Source organism: Hyphomicrobium sp. 1Nfss2.1 (genome assembly GCF_965243865.1).
GTDB lineage: Bacteria > Pseudomonadota > Alphaproteobacteria > Rhizobiales > Hyphomicrobiaceae > Hyphomicrobium_A.
This window is the reverse complement of the sequence record NZ_OZ251603.1, coordinates 742,791-757,298: the sequence shown is the minus strand read 5'-3', so window position 1 is coordinate 757,298 and position 14,508 is coordinate 742,791. Positions and strand designations below refer to the sequence as shown.

Annotated in this window: 11 protein-coding genes; 3 read left to right on the top strand and 8 right to left on the bottom strand. The window is 64.2% G+C overall.

Annotated elements, in window-relative coordinates; all coding sequences use genetic code 11:
- Positions 1-232: 232 nt before the first annotated feature.
- Entirely contained in the window at positions 233-754 is a 522-nt protein-coding gene (locus ACP15D_RS03690; RefSeq protein WP_424956216.1) for a hypothetical protein, read from the bottom strand.
- Positions 755-967: 213 nt separating this feature from the next.
- Here ACP15D_RS03690 and ACP15D_RS03685 point away from each other — a divergent pair, with 213 nt between their 5' ends.
- A complete protein-coding gene (locus tag ACP15D_RS03685; RefSeq protein WP_424956215.1) occupies positions 968-1,264 on the top strand; it encodes a hypothetical protein in 297 nt (98 codons plus the stop codon).
- An 81-nt stretch (positions 1,265-1,345) separates the two neighbouring features.
- On the opposite strand, the gene ACP15D_RS03680 is transcribed toward ACP15D_RS03685, so the two are convergent.
- From ACP15D_RS03680 to ACP15D_RS03665, 4 genes are all read right to left on the bottom strand, one after another.
- Positions 1,346-3,301, bottom strand: coding sequence for a hypothetical protein (locus ACP15D_RS03680; RefSeq protein WP_424956214.1), 1,956 nt, complete (start codon positions 3,299-3,301; stop codon positions 1,346-1,348).
- Between the two features lie 136 nt (positions 3,302-3,437).
- A complete protein-coding gene (gene trpD, locus ACP15D_RS03675; RefSeq protein WP_424956213.1) occupies positions 3,438-4,463 on the bottom strand; it encodes an anthranilate phosphoribosyltransferase in 1,026 nt (341 codons plus the stop codon).
- A gap of 18 nt (positions 4,464-4,481) precedes the next feature.
- Complete coding sequence (locus tag ACP15D_RS03670) at positions 4,482-5,096, bottom strand: anthranilate synthase component II (protein WP_424956212.1); 615 nt, start codon at positions 5,094-5,096, stop codon at positions 4,482-4,484.
- Between the two features lie 33 nt (positions 5,097-5,129).
- Entirely contained in the window at positions 5,130-5,657 is a 528-nt protein-coding gene (locus tag ACP15D_RS03665) for a SixA phosphatase family protein (protein ID WP_424956211.1), read from the bottom strand.
- A 361-nt stretch (positions 5,658-6,018) separates the two neighbouring features.
- On the opposite strand from ACP15D_RS03665, the gene ACP15D_RS03660 reads away from it, so the two are divergent.
- On the top strand, positions 6,019-6,918 hold the full coding sequence (locus tag ACP15D_RS03660) for a hypothetical protein (protein WP_424956210.1): 900 nt from the start codon (positions 6,019-6,021) through the stop codon (positions 6,916-6,918).
- On the opposite strand, the gene ACP15D_RS03655 is transcribed toward ACP15D_RS03660, so the two are convergent.
- The 3 genes from ACP15D_RS03655 to ACP15D_RS03645 form a co-directional block, all read right to left on the bottom strand.
- A complete protein-coding gene (locus ACP15D_RS03655; RefSeq protein WP_424956209.1) occupies positions 6,915-9,881 on the bottom strand; it encodes an autotransporter outer membrane beta-barrel domain-containing protein in 2,967 nt (988 codons plus the stop codon). The genes ACP15D_RS03660 and ACP15D_RS03655 overlap by 4 nt on opposite strands.
- Before the next feature lie 133 nt (positions 9,882-10,014).
- The gene (gene trpE, locus ACP15D_RS03650; RefSeq protein ID WP_424956208.1) at positions 10,015-11,526 is read right to left on the bottom strand and encodes an anthranilate synthase component I; all 1,512 of its coding nucleotides are present in this window, start codon (positions 11,524-11,526) and stop codon (positions 10,015-10,017) included.
- Between the two features lie 66 nt (positions 11,527-11,592).
- Positions 11,593-13,500: a SurA N-terminal domain-containing protein gene (locus ACP15D_RS03645; RefSeq protein ID WP_424956207.1), complete on the bottom strand. Its 1,908-nt coding sequence runs from the start codon at positions 13,498-13,500 to the stop codon at positions 11,593-11,595.
- A 213-nt stretch (positions 13,501-13,713) separates the two neighbouring features.
- Here ACP15D_RS03645 and tpiA point away from each other — a divergent pair, with 213 nt between their 5' ends.
- Positions 13,714-14,475, top strand: a complete 762-nt coding sequence (gene tpiA / locus ACP15D_RS03640) for a triose-phosphate isomerase (protein WP_424956206.1) — start codon at positions 13,714-13,716, stop codon at positions 14,473-14,475.
- Positions 14,476-14,508: the final 33 nt, after the last annotated feature.

Sequence of the window (14,508 nt, the reverse complement as noted above, 5' to 3'; positions counted from 1 at the left end):
CTGGGTCGGGCGAGGTTCGGTTGGCGGCAGCGGATCGGGCGGCCTGGGCGGCTGCGTCGGGTCGGGTCGGGGGCCCGGTCGAGGCGCGATCGTGATCGGCTTGCGGGGCTTCGGCGGTTCGGGAGCAGGCCCAGAACTCGGAGCAGCACATTTATGGAGCGTGCGGGTCATAAGGGGCCAACGGTCCGCGCCGCCAGTTGTTCCCTTGCTGCCGCCTCTTAATGGCTCTTGGTTACTCGCAGGGAACCGACAGCGTGAGCCCGGTGCTGGGGAAGTATTTCTTGCAGCCGACGTTCTGATCGGCCGTCACCTGCTCGACGTGCTTGGCATCTGCCGGTTTCACCGATGGCGTCGATGCGGTGGAGATAGTGGAATTCTCGTTCTGCGGGCCCGTGGGGGCAAGGCGTATCGCGGCCTTCACCTGATTGGAGATGGCGCTGCCGGTGGTGGTGATGGTTGAGTGCTCAGTCTCGGCGGCCGCCGTCTTCGCTGCTTCGCTCGTGGCGGATGCCGCCTTCTCGTTGTTATTTTTCCGCGGCGTGTGCTCGCGCGCGACGTGCTTCTTCGATGAGCGGCGTTCGCGGCTCTCGGTGTATGCGCGTGCGCGCTTCGAGGGACGCGCTGACGCGCCGCCACTCGCGCCGCTGTTCAGCACCTCGGGGGTATAGGAGCACGAAATGCATGCCTCGGCGGGCATCGCATAGGCGAAGGTCAGGGCGATGGCAGATGTGATGGCAAACAGGGTGCGGTGCATCTTAATCCCTCCGCGAAGCGGCGCATGGTGCGTTCGATCTATACACCATGCGGAATGCTCACGGGAGGTGATATCGCGCGTTTAGGGATGTTCGCGGACGACTAGTTCCGCAAACGGATTAACGCGGTGCAGTAATGCATCGATGCCGGAACGGTGCGGATGACTGCGCGTTGTCGGGGCAGGGGATGGAGATGATCAATGGAGCAAATAGCAATGAAATCCTCGATCCTAGCCATTACCGCCGCTGCCTGCTTCGGCCTTACCGCTTCTGTCGCGATGGCGCAGGAAGCTGGGTTCGGCAACGACCCGAATGCCTCGAAGAACCAGGTTCCGGCGCCGAGCGTGAACAATCCTGCCGACCCGGCTGCGGGCAATCCTGGCTCGGCGGCGCAGATCCCAACGGCGCCGCAGAAGCAGGAGGATCTCTACGACAACAATGCTTCGGCGCCGTCGAGCAATCCCAGCTCGTCGGCTATGACGAAGCCAACGACGTCGAATCCGGTTCGCTAAGCATCAAGGGCGAGTATTGGAGTGCGCGTCCCGAGGCCGGGGCGCGCACTTTATTTGTGCGCTTGCCGGATATCTGCCAGCTCAGGCACGGGGCGGGCGGCGGCGCTCACGGAACCACTCGCGATACTCTGTCATCTTCGACTTTTGCGCGCCGGGAGCGCGACGCTTGCAAGTCGCCGCTTCCTCGCTGCTGTCGGGTGCTCCCCACCGGAGCTCGACGCAATCGTTGATGTTGTAGGCCATCTCGAGATTCTCGGCGCGCTCTACGACATCCTTCAGGGCGAGGTTCCACTGTGAGCCGTCGGTGCGCGTGTAAGCGAACTTGCGGTTGGCCATTTCGGTGGCGAGCACACTGTCGAGTTCCACCTTCACGTCCGCTGGCGACTTGCCGGCGGGCATCGCGTAGCGATCGGGGCGGCGTGCCACGCGTTCGGGGAATCCGCGGACGACGTCGATGGCAATCAGCAGACGCAAGTCGCGCGATGGCGTTGCGAAATCCTCCCAGGCGCCGGTGGTCTCGAAGATCGATGGTCCGTCCGGCATCGATACTTCCTTACCGCCGCCGGTCTGGTACTTGCGGCCGTTCTCGACCGAGGTGACACGCGTGACGACCTGCTCCTCGAGCGATGTGATGGCTTCCTTCATGGCCTGCATCGGGTCGAGCGGCGCGGGCGACATCACGTCGTCCATGCGATCGTAGAAGTCCTCGACGGAGAGTTTGGACTGCTCGAGCGAGAAATCAGCGTAATCGGGGTTTTTGGCGATTTCCTCGTTGGAAAGACGGCGCAGCCCGCCGCGCGTTGCAACGATTGGCCGGAAGCGCTTGAAGCCGGGACCGCCGAGGGCGGGATCCTGCGCGAAAAGGAAATTGCCACGCCAGAACCGCTTGCGCGCGACGGTGCCGTCGGGCTGGCCGTCGACAGCGAGGAAGACGCCGGCGCCGCTGGAGGATTGGGAAATGCGCTTCACCAGCACCAGGATGTGCCCGTAGGGGTCGGCGAAGATGGTGCCGGGGCGCAGCGTCTCCTGCTTCAGAGCGACAGGGTAATAGTCGGTGTTGTCGTCGTCGTTGGCGGTGCGGCCGGAGCCGGAGTGCACGCCGTTGGCGAGCGTGGTGCGAACGTAAAAGCCGAAGCCAGGCACGAGGCCGGGCGGGCGCTGCGGGATCTTGAGCGCGGGCTGCTGTGAGGGCGGTGGCTCGAAGATGCCGAACAGGCCGCCGCCGGATGCCACTTTCTGCGGCGGGGGTTGCGGCGGGGGTTCTTCCTTCTGGACGTTCCACCACTGCGGGCAGCGTGGCGCCTGTCCGCCGCCACCGCGATTGCACTTCGCGTAACCGAACGGCAGTCCCATCTTGAAGGCGAAGTAGGCGCGCAGGAAATATGGAAGGTCGGCGCAGTCGGGCCGGATGACGAGGCCCTTCTGGTCTTCGCCGAGACCGAGATAGTTGAACAGCACGTTGCGCTGCTTGTCGCGCAGCACGTCGTGCAGGGCTTTCCAGGACAGTGATTGATCCTGCGGTGCGTCGAACAGCTTTTCGATCCAGGCCGAGTAGAGGTTTTCGGTGTCGCGGTTCCAGGTGTCGCGGATGGGCCAGACGCTGCCAGCGGTCGCGCGCGGCGCGCCCTGCGGGCTGCGGCGCACGTCGATGGGCTTGGCGAAGGCGGCGCAGTCGGGCGATGCGGCGCGGGTCAGCTTCGCCTGCCATTTACCGACAGCGGGGGAGGGCACCTCGGCGTACCAGGAGTAGGGTGGTCCGCCGAGGCGCTCCATGGTCGCTGCTGCAACTTTGCCATCTGGTGCGATGAGCTGGAGCGTGCCCTCGATGGGCTGCTCGGAAGAGACGATGACGCGCAGGGGGGAGCCCTTGGACGGGCTCAGCGGTGCGGCCAGCATGGTGACGCCGCTGGCGGCTTCGCAGCCGCTGGCTGGGGCTTGGGCGTGAGCCGCCATGGGTGAGATGGCCAGCGACAGCACAGCGCCCAAGACAGGCAGCAGGTTGGACTTGGCAGCGATCAAATGGCGTGCAGGAAACAATGGGGCCCCCGGCTCTACCTGCAGGTCCGAAAATGCCGGGGAAGCCTCTGGCCAAAAGATGGCGAAATTTGTCGCCCACGGAATATTTGCAGGACTATTGGGCGCCTGATGCCGGTTTTTCACCGGCCAAGTGCGATCAGAGCGCTTCGTTGGTGACGGCGACCAGCTTGTCGAGGGCGCGAGCGGCGGAACCATCGTCGATCGCACGGGCCGCGCGCTCGGCGCCTTCGCGCAGGTCCTTAGCCTTGCCACCGACGATGAGGGCGGCGCCGGCGTTCAGCAGCACGATATCGCGGAACGGGCTTTCCTCGCCGGTGAGAAGCTGGCGGATGGCGGCGGCATTTACGGTGGAATCGCCGCCTTTGAGGTCTTCCAGGGTCGCGGGAGGCAGGCCGGCGTCGGAGGGGCGTACCTCGAAGGTGCGGATGGTGCCGTCCTTCAGCTCGGTGACGCGCGTCGGGCCGGTTGTGGTGATCTCGTCGAGGCCATCAGAGCCATGTACGACCCAGGCATGCACGGAGCCGAGATTCTTCAAGGCTTCGGCGATGGGCTCGGTCCAGGCAGCGTTGAAGACACCGACGACCTGGCGCGTCACACCGGCCGGATTGGCGAGCGGGCCCAGCAGGTTGAAGATGGTGCGGATGCCCAGCTCGGCGCGCGCGGGCGCCCAGTGCTTCATCGCTGAGTGATGCATCGGCGCCCACATGAATCCGACGCCGGCTTCGGCGATGGAGCGCGAGATGACCATCGGCGGGACGTCGATCTTGACGCCGAGGGCGGTCAGAACGTCGGAGGCACCCGAGAGAGACGACACCGAGCGGTTGCCGTGCTTGGCGACGGGGACGCCAGCGCCGGCGGCCACGAGAGCGGCGGCGGTGGAGACGTTGAATGTGTTGTGGCCGTCGCCGCCGGTGCCGACGATGTCGACGGCGTTCGGCGGAGCTTCGACGGGCAGCATGCGCTCGCGCATCAGGCGCGTTGCGCCGGTGATCTCCGGGATCGTCTCGCCGCGCACGCGCAGCGCCATGAGGAAAGCCGCCATCTGCACTGGAGTGGCGACGCCCGACATCATGGTCTCGAAGGCGTCGCGGGTCTCGTCCTCGGTGAGGCTGGCGCCGGTCGCCACCTTTTGCATGAGGAGCTTCAGCTCGGTGGCGGGCATGATGTCCTTTGGGCGTCTTTAGGCGGCGTCACGGGCGGCTGGCGCGTTGCGGCGATTCGGGTTCATCCCTGCGAGCTGCAGGAAGTTGGCGAGCAGAGCGTGACCCTGCTGCGAGGCGATGCTCTCGGGATGGAACTGCACGCCATGCACAGGGTGCGTCTTGTGCTGCAAGCCCATGATCAGGCCATCGGAGGTTTCGGCCGTGACCTCCAGGTCGTCGGGGAGGCTTGCGCGCTCGACGATGAGCGAGTGATAGCGCGTCACATCGAACTTCTCGGGCAGGCCCTTGAAGACGCCTTTGTCGGCATGACGGATGGACGACAGCTTGCCGTGCAGGGGTTCGGGCGCACGGATGACTTTGCCGCCGTAGACCTGACCGATCGCCTGATGGCCGAGGCAGACACCAAGCAGGGGAACCTTGCCGCCAGCCTTGGCGATGAGATCGAGGCAGATGCCCGCTTCGTTCGGCGTGCACGGGCCGGGCGACAACACGATCGCCTTCGGCTTCATCTTCAACACCTCCTCGGCGGTCGCCTTGTCGTTGCGGATGACCTCGCACGGGGCGCCGAGCTCGCCCAGGAAGTGGACGAGATTGTAGGTGAAGCTGTCGTAGTTATCGATCAGGATCAGCATGATCTCAGGGTGTAGGGAGGCTGCGCGGCAGCGTCAAGTGAGCTGCGCTGGGGTGAGGAAACGGGTGAGGGCGCCGGTCCCGGGCGCAATGTCGGCCCAGCCCTTCGCGTCGAAGGTGAAAACGGCCAGTGCGCAGGTTGGGAACTTCTCGTCCATCAGCTCGAGGGATCGCTCATCGCCGCCGCCCACGAGGATCTCTGCCAGCTCCTCCATGCCCGGATTGTGGCCGACGATCATAGCTGTTTGCGGTGCCGGGTCTCGCGGGCCGAGGCCGCGCAGGGAGCTCAACATATCCGAGGGTGCCCCCATATAGATCGCGTCATCGTAAATGGTCTCCGGCGGTGGGGAGCCAAGCTCCGGCAGCACCAGCGAGAGCGTCTCGCGGGTGCGGGCCGCCGATGAACAGAGGATGATGTCGGGACGCAGGCCGAGAGCGGCAATCTCGGCGCCCATGCGTGGAGCCGCCTTCCGACCACGCTTGGCAAGCGGGCGGTCGTAGTCGGCCAGCGCTGGGTTGTCCCAGTTGGACTTTGCATGCCGCAGGAGGAGCAGCGTCAGCATATCCCGACGATGGCATGGACGCGGCTGGCGTCAAGCGGTCAGGTGGGGAAAGACGTGTTGGTATCCACTGGGTCTGTCGGTAGCGCGGGTTGTTGCGGTGCGGCGAAGCGAGGTTCCCCGGCTGGCTCGGGCTCTGCCGGTAGGCTCCGTCAGTTAACGGCGCCGCTCGCAACGCTCTGTTTGCGGATCATTTATCAGGAACCCTGCGGCGATCGGCGCGTTCCATCACTGCACAGTTTCAAAAGGCAGTGAGTGAACCAGAACCATGCACGAGATCATTTATCTAATCGGCCTCGTCGTCGTCGTGATGTTTTTGCTCGGCCTTGTTGGCGTGCGCTAAGCAAAAGCGGGAGTTCCAACAATGGCTGATGTTGTCACGACGCCGGCACGCGCCGGTGGAAGCTATGTCGAGTGGAGCGCAGTCTTCGCCGGCGGGCTCGCAGCAAGCGCAATTTCGTTCGTATTGTTGACGGCGGGAGCGGCGGTTGGGTTGTCGCTCGTTTCGCCGTATGGCGCGGAGTCGTACCCCAAGACGGCGGCGACGATTGCAGTTTTCTGGTCCATTGCGGTGCCGATCTTGTCGTTTCTCGTAGGCGGCTACATCGCGGGCCGAATGCGGCACGCCTGGGCAGATGCGTCGAGCGAGGAAGTGCAGTTCCGCGATGGGATGCACGGGTTGCTGGTGTGGGCACTGGGCATTTTCATCGCGGCCATGCTGGCAGCCATGGCCACCGGCGGGGCGGTGCGCACCGGTACGTCAGTTGCCAGCGGCGCTATGAGCAATGAGAGCGTGGCGATTGCGCCGGTGATCGACACCATGTTCGGCGCGGCCACGCCGGCTCTTCCCAACACCGAGGCGCCGGGGACGCCGCCTGCCGCTGCGGCCGAGGCAGGGGTGCGCGCGAGTGTGCTCGATGCCGATGCGCGGGCGATGGTGGCGCGGACTTTGGTGGCGGCCGCAGGCGAGGGCAAGCTTTCGGCTGCGCAGAAGCGCACTCTGGCGGAGATCGTGTCGGCGCGCACCGGGCTGACGCAGGCAGAGGCTGAGCGCAGGGTCGACCAAGCGTTTACGGATGGCATGGAAGCCATCGAGACGACGCGAGAGGCGGCGGTTCTTGTCGCCCTCGTGACGGTGACCGCGCTGCTGATTGGCCTGCTTGCTGCCTGGTATGCGGCCAAGAACGGCGGGCGTCACCGCGACGCGAATATCCCGGCGCGGCTGGTGCTCTCGTTTACTCCCACGCGTCGTTCGCCGCTTTAGAACTTGGCGCTGCCCTTCAGACCGACGGTATGGATTTCGGTCGTCGAGCCGAGTTGGGCGTCGTAGGAAAATCTGAGCACGGCGTCGGTGCCACTGATGACATCGACGCCGGCTCCGACGACGCCCATCACTTCGTCCATCTTTGTGAGGATCGAAAAGCCTCCAACGCTCGAGCCGTCAGAGAGCACTGGTGCGTCGGCAAAGGACGCAGTGAGGGTCATGTCCGGGTTGGCATACCAGACGGCACCGCCGCGAACGAGCGGCCGCACCAGCGTTCCATTTCCCAGCCAAAACTGCGTGCCGGCCTCGACCGTTGGTGCAAGTTGGAAGATCGTCTGATCGTTCCCGCTGATGGTCATTTCCGAGCCCGTCGTACCGTGTTCGGCGAAATCTCCGAGTGAGAGATAGGTGAGGCTTAAGTCGAGGCTAGGCTTAACGTAGAGGCTCGGATCACCAAACACGTAGGCGGCCCGTAGCGTGCCGGAAAGGAGGCTCAAGTCCTGAGTGCTCTCCGTCGTGCCGCTGAACCCGCCGAATGCCATGACGCGTTGCGTATCGTATTGACCTGCGCCTCCGGTGATCGCGCCGGCAAGCAACAGTGGACCGCTATTGTACTTGAGCGCGACGCCTGCCTGACCCAAGGCGCCATCGCTGCTGGCCCCGGTAGGAGTGGTGATGTTGCTGGACTGGTAGCCAGCCGCCATTCCGAGCCGCCACACATCGTCGAGGGCGACTTGCGCACCTGCCGTAAACAGGCCGGCGGTTTCGCTGAATCCGATCTGTTGAGACGTCGTCCCCGCGTCGAGGAAACGCGCGCTGGCACCGGCCCATAGGCACTGTCCTTCGCGGATGATCGAGGCCGCGTCAGTGCCGTTCACCTTGCAGCTCATCAGACTACTGGTGAACGCGAGGTTGGAGTAGAGGGCGGCGATCTGGGCGTCGGAATAGACCTGCGGCGAGAGCTGGTCGAGCGCGTTGCGGTAGTCCTCGATGCCGTCGACGTTGAGCAGTCCGAGCAGGACGGGCGTCACCCCGCCACCGCCTGCACCGAAAATGCGGTCTAGGGCTCGCGCGATCGCACGCTGATTGCCGTTGAGAGGCCCCGTGACGAAGTCGACGGCGATGCCAAGGACGACGTCATTGGGGTTGGGGTACGACAGCGTGGCGTGCAGCACGGGGCTCGCCGTTACAGAAAGACCATTGTTGGTGACGCCGTCGTTGGTGGCCACGATGAGAAAGCTCTGCGCGGCGGTGGCTGGCAAGCTTGTGACTGTGACATCGACAGTGCCGGCGAGTTCAGCCGCGCCGACGACGCCTATCCGATCGGATGTCGCGTGCGCTCCGTCGACATCGATGGCGAGAACGCCCGTCGAGCCTTGAATGAACTGGGTGCTGACCGACGATGCCGGGTCGCCGATCAGCGTATCCTGGATCGGCCCGCTGCCGCCGGGTGCAAGCGTGCCATCGTTGGTGAAGAATGCAGCGGTGATGCTCCCACCGGAGTTGACGACGCCGCTGGCGTGGTTGTTGAAGGAACCAGTGGGATCGAAGCCGTCGAAAAGCCGGATATCGCCGGTGATCGTGCCGAAGTTGTCGACGGAGTTCGTGGGTGCCATGAGGTCGATGGCAAAGTCAGAGAGGCCTGCCGTAATGGTCCCGTGGTTGAGCAGCATGTTGTAGTTGGCGGAATCCATCATGATGCCGGCGCAGCATGCTCCGCCAACGACGGTGCCGTAGTTCATTACGAGAGCCGAGGTGTAACCGGCAACGTAGATGCCGGCGGAACCTGTTCCCGTAGCCGAGATATTTCCGGACGACATCACAAGGGCGGTGCCGGTGTCGCTGGTGACCGAAATGCCGTCGGACGCCGTTCCAGTGGTTGTGATGTTGCCGGTGGAGACGACGCCGGCGTCGCCGTCTGCCGTCACGTTGATACCAGCGGCGTGGTCGCCTCGGGTTGTGATGTTGCCGGTCGAGCGCACGACGGCTCCACCTTGGGCATCGACATCGATGCCGACAGCGTTGTCGGCGGACGTGCTGATGCTTCCGTAGTTCGCGACAATGGCTGATCCCGACGTCTCAGCAAATATGGCAACAGCACGTTCGCCGGCGGTCGAGATGTCACCTATCGATATAATCTGAACGTCGCCGTTGGTCTGCGCGTTGATACCGACGCTGCCTTCTCCGGATACAGTGATGTCGCCCAGTGATGTGATGGCGATCGACCCCTCCACGCTCGCCGCGTTGATGCCGATTGCGCTGGTGCCGGTGGTTGCGATACTGCCCGACGAGAAGATGGTGATCGCGCCCTGTGTGGTGCCTGATGCGCCAATGGTGCCGACGTTGATGCCGGCCGAAAAGGTCCCCGACGTCGAAATGTTTCCGGTGGAGATGATCGTCGCGTCTCCGAGGATCGTTCCCGCGGCAATACCGAAGGCGTTGTTGCCTGACGTCGTGATATCCCCCGACGACATGATCGTCAGGAGTGCAGCTTGCGCACTGCCCTGGATGCCGATGGCGCCGCTGCCGCTGGTGGTGATGTCGATCGTTGAGCCGATGGTTACAGCACCGGCGGTGCTCGCGGCGAAAATGCCATTGGCGTCGGTGGCGTAGATTGCAAACGGGGTGTCGATATTCACGGACACGGGGCCGTTGCTGGTGAAGAGCACACCGGTGACGCCGGCTGCCGGCACGATGGCGCTCGTCAGATTGTTGATGTTCAATACTTCGAAAGGCCCGCTGCCGTTCGATAGTTCGACGCCCGAGGAAATATTGCCGGTGCAGGTGACGATCGCGCCGGAAATGCCGCTGATCTGGTTGCACGGGGCGGCGGGCGGAACCGTCTGTGCGACAGCCGGCATCGACGCGGCCGCGAGGGGTAGGGCGAGCAGCCAGCCATAGATGGCGATGCGAGCAGCGCCTGCTTCAGCAGTCGTCCTGGTCAGGCCCGATGGGCGGCGCACGCGATTCTACCCTCTGCAAGAGAAGGGGGGCACGCGCAAATTCGCTCCCGACATGGCGTGCGCAACGCACGGCATCGTTCAATGAGCTTCTGTGGACAGAATCGTACCGAAGTAAAGGCGGGGAGAGCGACGTCTATTTCGAGCGGGTGGCGAAGCGCACAGCTTCCTCGGCGGCGCGGAACAAGGCCTGGGCCTTGTTGATGCATTCCTGCTGCTCTTTCTCGGGCACCGAATCATGCACGAGGCCGGCGCCTGCCTGCACGTGCATCGTGCCGTCCTTGATGAGCGCGGTGCGCAGGACGATGCAGGTGTCCATCTGGCCCGAAGCAGAGAAATAGCCGACGCAGCCGGCGTAGGGGCCGCGCTTCGACTTCTCCAACTCATCGATGATCTCCATGGCGCGCACCTTGGGCGCGCCCGACACGGTGCCGGCGGGGAAACCCGCCATCAGCGCATCGACCGAGTCGTGGTGCTTGGTATCGAGGCGGCCGACCACGTTGGAGACGATGTGCATGACGTGGCTGTAGCGCTCGATGAAGAAACGCGCGGTGACATCCACCGAGCCGATCTCTGCGACGCGGCCGACGTCGTTGCGGCCGAGGTCGAGCAGCATCAGATGCTCGGCGCGCTCTTTGGGATCTTTGAGCAATGCGTCGGCGAGGGCCTGGTCCTCGGCGTCAGTCTTGCCGCGTGGGGCGGTGCCGGCGATGGGGCGGATGGTGACCTCGCCTTCGCGCACGCGCACGAGGATCTCAGGGCTGGAGCCGACGAGAGCGAAGTCGCCGAAATTCAGATGGAAGAGGAAGGGCGAGGGGTTGGTGCGCCGCAGGGCGCGGTAGAGTGAAAATGACGGCAGCGAGAATGGGGCGGTGAAACGCTGCGAGAGCACCACCTGGAAGATGTCACCGGCGACGATGTATTCCTTGGCGCGGCTCACCATCGCCTTGTACTCGTCCGGCGTGGTGTTTGACGTCGGCTTGGGTGCGGCGAGCTTGCGCGGCGTGGCCGACGGAGCATGTGGGAGCGGCTCGTCGAGCGCGGCAACGACACTCTTCAGGCGCTTGCACGCGGCCTTGTAAGCCTTCTCGGCCGGGACCTTGGCGTCATGCCGGACCGGCGTGACGATTGTGATCTCGTCCTTGACGATGTCGAAGATGGCCATGACCGTCGGGCGCATGAGGACGCCGTCGGGAATGGCGAGGCTGTCGGGCGGTGGGCTCGGCAGGCGCTCCATCAGGCGGATGGTGTCGTAGCCCATGTAGCCGAAGATGCCGGCAGCCATCGGCGGCAGCTCGGACGGCAGATCGATCTTCGATTCGGTCAGCAGCGCGCGCAGTGAGGTGAGGGTCGGCTGGGGCTCGAGCCTGAAGGCGTCGGGCTTGGCGACTGGCGTTCGATTGATGAAGGCCTTCTCGCCTTCGGCGCGCCAGATGATGTCGGGCTCGAGGCCGATGACGGAATAGCGCCCGCGGGTGGCGCCGCCCTCGACCGATTCGAGCAGGAAGCTCATCGGCTTGTGCGCGGCGAGTTTGAGATAGGCAGAGACAGGAGTTTCCAGGTCGGCGACGAGGCGCGTCCACACGACTTGTGGAGCGCCATCGTCATAGCGCGCGGCGAAGTCGGCCAGCGTCGGCATGGCTTCCATTTGACCCGGCCTTGTCCTGTTCGTGCGCTCTAGCGTGCTCAAGGGATTTCCCGTCCGGGGCGGCGGCTATTGGGGGATTTCCCCGGTTCCGGCCCCGGTCACCTTTCTGAACTCGTCCTCGAAGATGTGCGCGCCGAGGTTCTTCTGCAGCGCGAGCACGTACTCGCTCAGCACCTCGTCGGCGATCTGGTTCTTGAGGTCGGCGGTGATCGTCGTGCGCTGGGCGTCGGAAAGGGCGGGTGCGGGCGTGATCTCGGTGACCTTGAAGACGATGCGCGTTTTGTCATTCGCGTCGGGCGCGGATCCGGCCTTGCCCTTGGCGAGGGTGAATGCGCGTGCCACCGCGTCCTTGCTCATCCCCTGAGGCGTGGTCGAGCGGTTGAAGGGCGGGGAGGTGTCGGCTTTCTCAACGCCGGCTTCCTTGGCAAGGGTCGACATTGCTTCGCCCTTGTCTGCACGCTCGACGAGCTTGGCAGCAAGCTCGCTCACCAGCGTTGCGCGCTCCTTGGTGATGAAGAACTTTTTCACGTCCTCCTTCACCGCGTCGAACGGCTTCTGCTTGGCGGCGATGACGTCGAGAACGTCGACCCAGGCGTAGCTGCCGCCCGGGAGCTCGACGACGTCGTTCTCCACGCCGACGCCGCTGGCGAAGGCCGTCTGCAGCACGGTGTTGGGATCATTGATGAGGATCGCCGGTTGTCCGTCAGGTGCCTTGTTGTTGCGGTCGACTTCGGCGATGTCGAAGAACTTCAACTTCATGGCGTCGCCGATCTCCTTCAGCGACTTGCCGGCGGAGCGTTGATCCTCGACCTGGTCGAGCAGGGTCTGTAACTGCCCTTCGGCTTGCTTCGAGGCCAGCTTGTCCTTCACCTCGCCCTTCACCTCGTCAAAGGTGCGATTGACGGCTGGCTGGATGTCGGTGACGCGCAGCAGCACTGTCGTGAAGCGGCCTTCGACGGGGTCGGAGACTTTGTCCTTCTGCAACGAGAAGGCTGTATCTGCGATCTTTGGATCGATCAGGCGGTTCTTGGTGATAAGGCCCAGATCGATGTCGGAATCCTTGGCGCCTGCTTCCTTGGCGATGTCGGCAAAGGACTTGCCCCCGTCAAGCGCCTTCTTGGCGGCCTCGGCAGCGGCTTTGTCCTTGAAGGCGATCTGCTGGAGGCGACGGCGCTCGGGTGTGTTGTAGGATTCTTTCGTCTCCTCGTAGACCTTCTTGGCCTCATCGTCGGAGATCACGATCGACTTCTTGATTTCGTCGACCGAGAGCAGCAGCAGCTGGAGCTTGCGGAACTCGGGTGCCATGAAGCTCGACGTATTGGCTTCATAGGCCGCCTTGAGCTTGGCCTCGTCGGGCTCAGGCACGGTGACGGCCTTGTCGGCATCGATGGTGAAGTGCTCGGCGATGCGCGTTTCGTTGCGCCAGGCGTTCATCAGCTCAAGCGAAGCAGGCGGGACGGCAACGCCGTTGATGAGCGCGGAGGTAAGCTGCTCGCGCAGCTCGTCGCGGCGGCGCAGCTGCAGGAATCCGCGCTCGTTCAGCCCCAGCCGCTCGATGACGTTCTCGAAGGCGAAGCGATTGAATTTGCCGTCCGGCCCCTTGAAGGCGTCGTCCGTCTGCAATCCCTCGATGAGCGCTGCATCGGAGATGGCGAGATCGAGATCGTTGGCGTGCTGCTCGACGGCCGACCACGCGACGAGGCGGGCCAGCACGCGGTTGTCCAGACCAAATGCGTGAGCCTGCTCGGCGGTGATTCGGCGGCCCGCCTGCTGCGAGATCAGGTTGATCTCGTTCTGGAAGGCGCGCTGGTAGTCCTGCACCTTGATCTCATGGTCGCCGACTTTGGCGAGCGATCCCTGGCCCCATCCGCGAAACACGTCGGCGACGCCCCAGACGGCGAAACTCAGCACGAGAAGCGCAAAGAGCAGCTTGGCTACCAGTCCAGTGGAGCCGCGGCGGAGAGCGTCGAGCATAGGAAAGTTGTTCCGTTCCCTAGTGGTCCACGGGCCTCAGGCGTCAGCCCGGGTTCCCTGCGGCCATGTGAGTGACTGGCGATTTGTGCGCCTAGCCTTGAAGTCGGCATGATATGAAGCGCAGCCGTTGCAGCTTTGCAAGTTTGCCGTGCACCAAAGAGCCAAAGGCATGGCCAATCATTAACATGGACGCGATTTCAGGAAGGGGGAGCGATGGCAGGGGCGCGAATAAAACCGCTCGTCGCTGGCAACTGGAAGATGAACGGCCTCGCGGCACAACTCGCTGAGGCCGAGGCCGTGCGCGCGGGGATGGGCTCGGGCTTACCGGCCACGGATGTCATGATCTGTCCCCCGGCAACGCTCTTGGGGCGGCTCTCGTCGGCGCTCGAAGGGTCGGGCATCCTGATCGGCGGTCAGGACTGCCACACTGAGAAATCCGGAGCTTTCACGGGGGATATCGCCGCGGAAATGCTGGCCGACTGCGGCGCTGCTGCTGTCATCGTCGGTCATTCGGAGCGCCGCGCTGGGCATGGGGAGCTCGACCGTGATGTGCGCGCCAAGGCCTCGGCAGCGCACCGGGCGGGGCTCGTCGCCATCGTCTGTGTGGGCGAGACAGCCGGCGAGCGTGCGGCGGGGCTGACAGAGACTGTTGTGTGCCGGCAACTCGAAGGCTCCCTGCCGGATGGGGCGACCGCGGCGAATACTGTCGTCGCGTATGAGCCGGTATGGGCGATTGGGACGGGGCTGACACCAACGGCCGAGGATGTCGCGCGGGTACATCGCAGCATCCGCGGTGCGCTCGAGGGGCGATTCGGGGCGGAGGGCTCTCAGATGCGCATTCTCTATGGTGGCTCGGTGAAGCCCTCGAACGCGCGTGAGCTGCTCTCGATCGACAACGTCAACGGCGCTCTCGTCGGCGGAGCCAGCCTCAAGGCGGCGGACTTTTTGGGCATCATTTCCGCCTACGGAGCCTGATTTCTCGCAATGGTGGGGGAATCAGGGCAACTG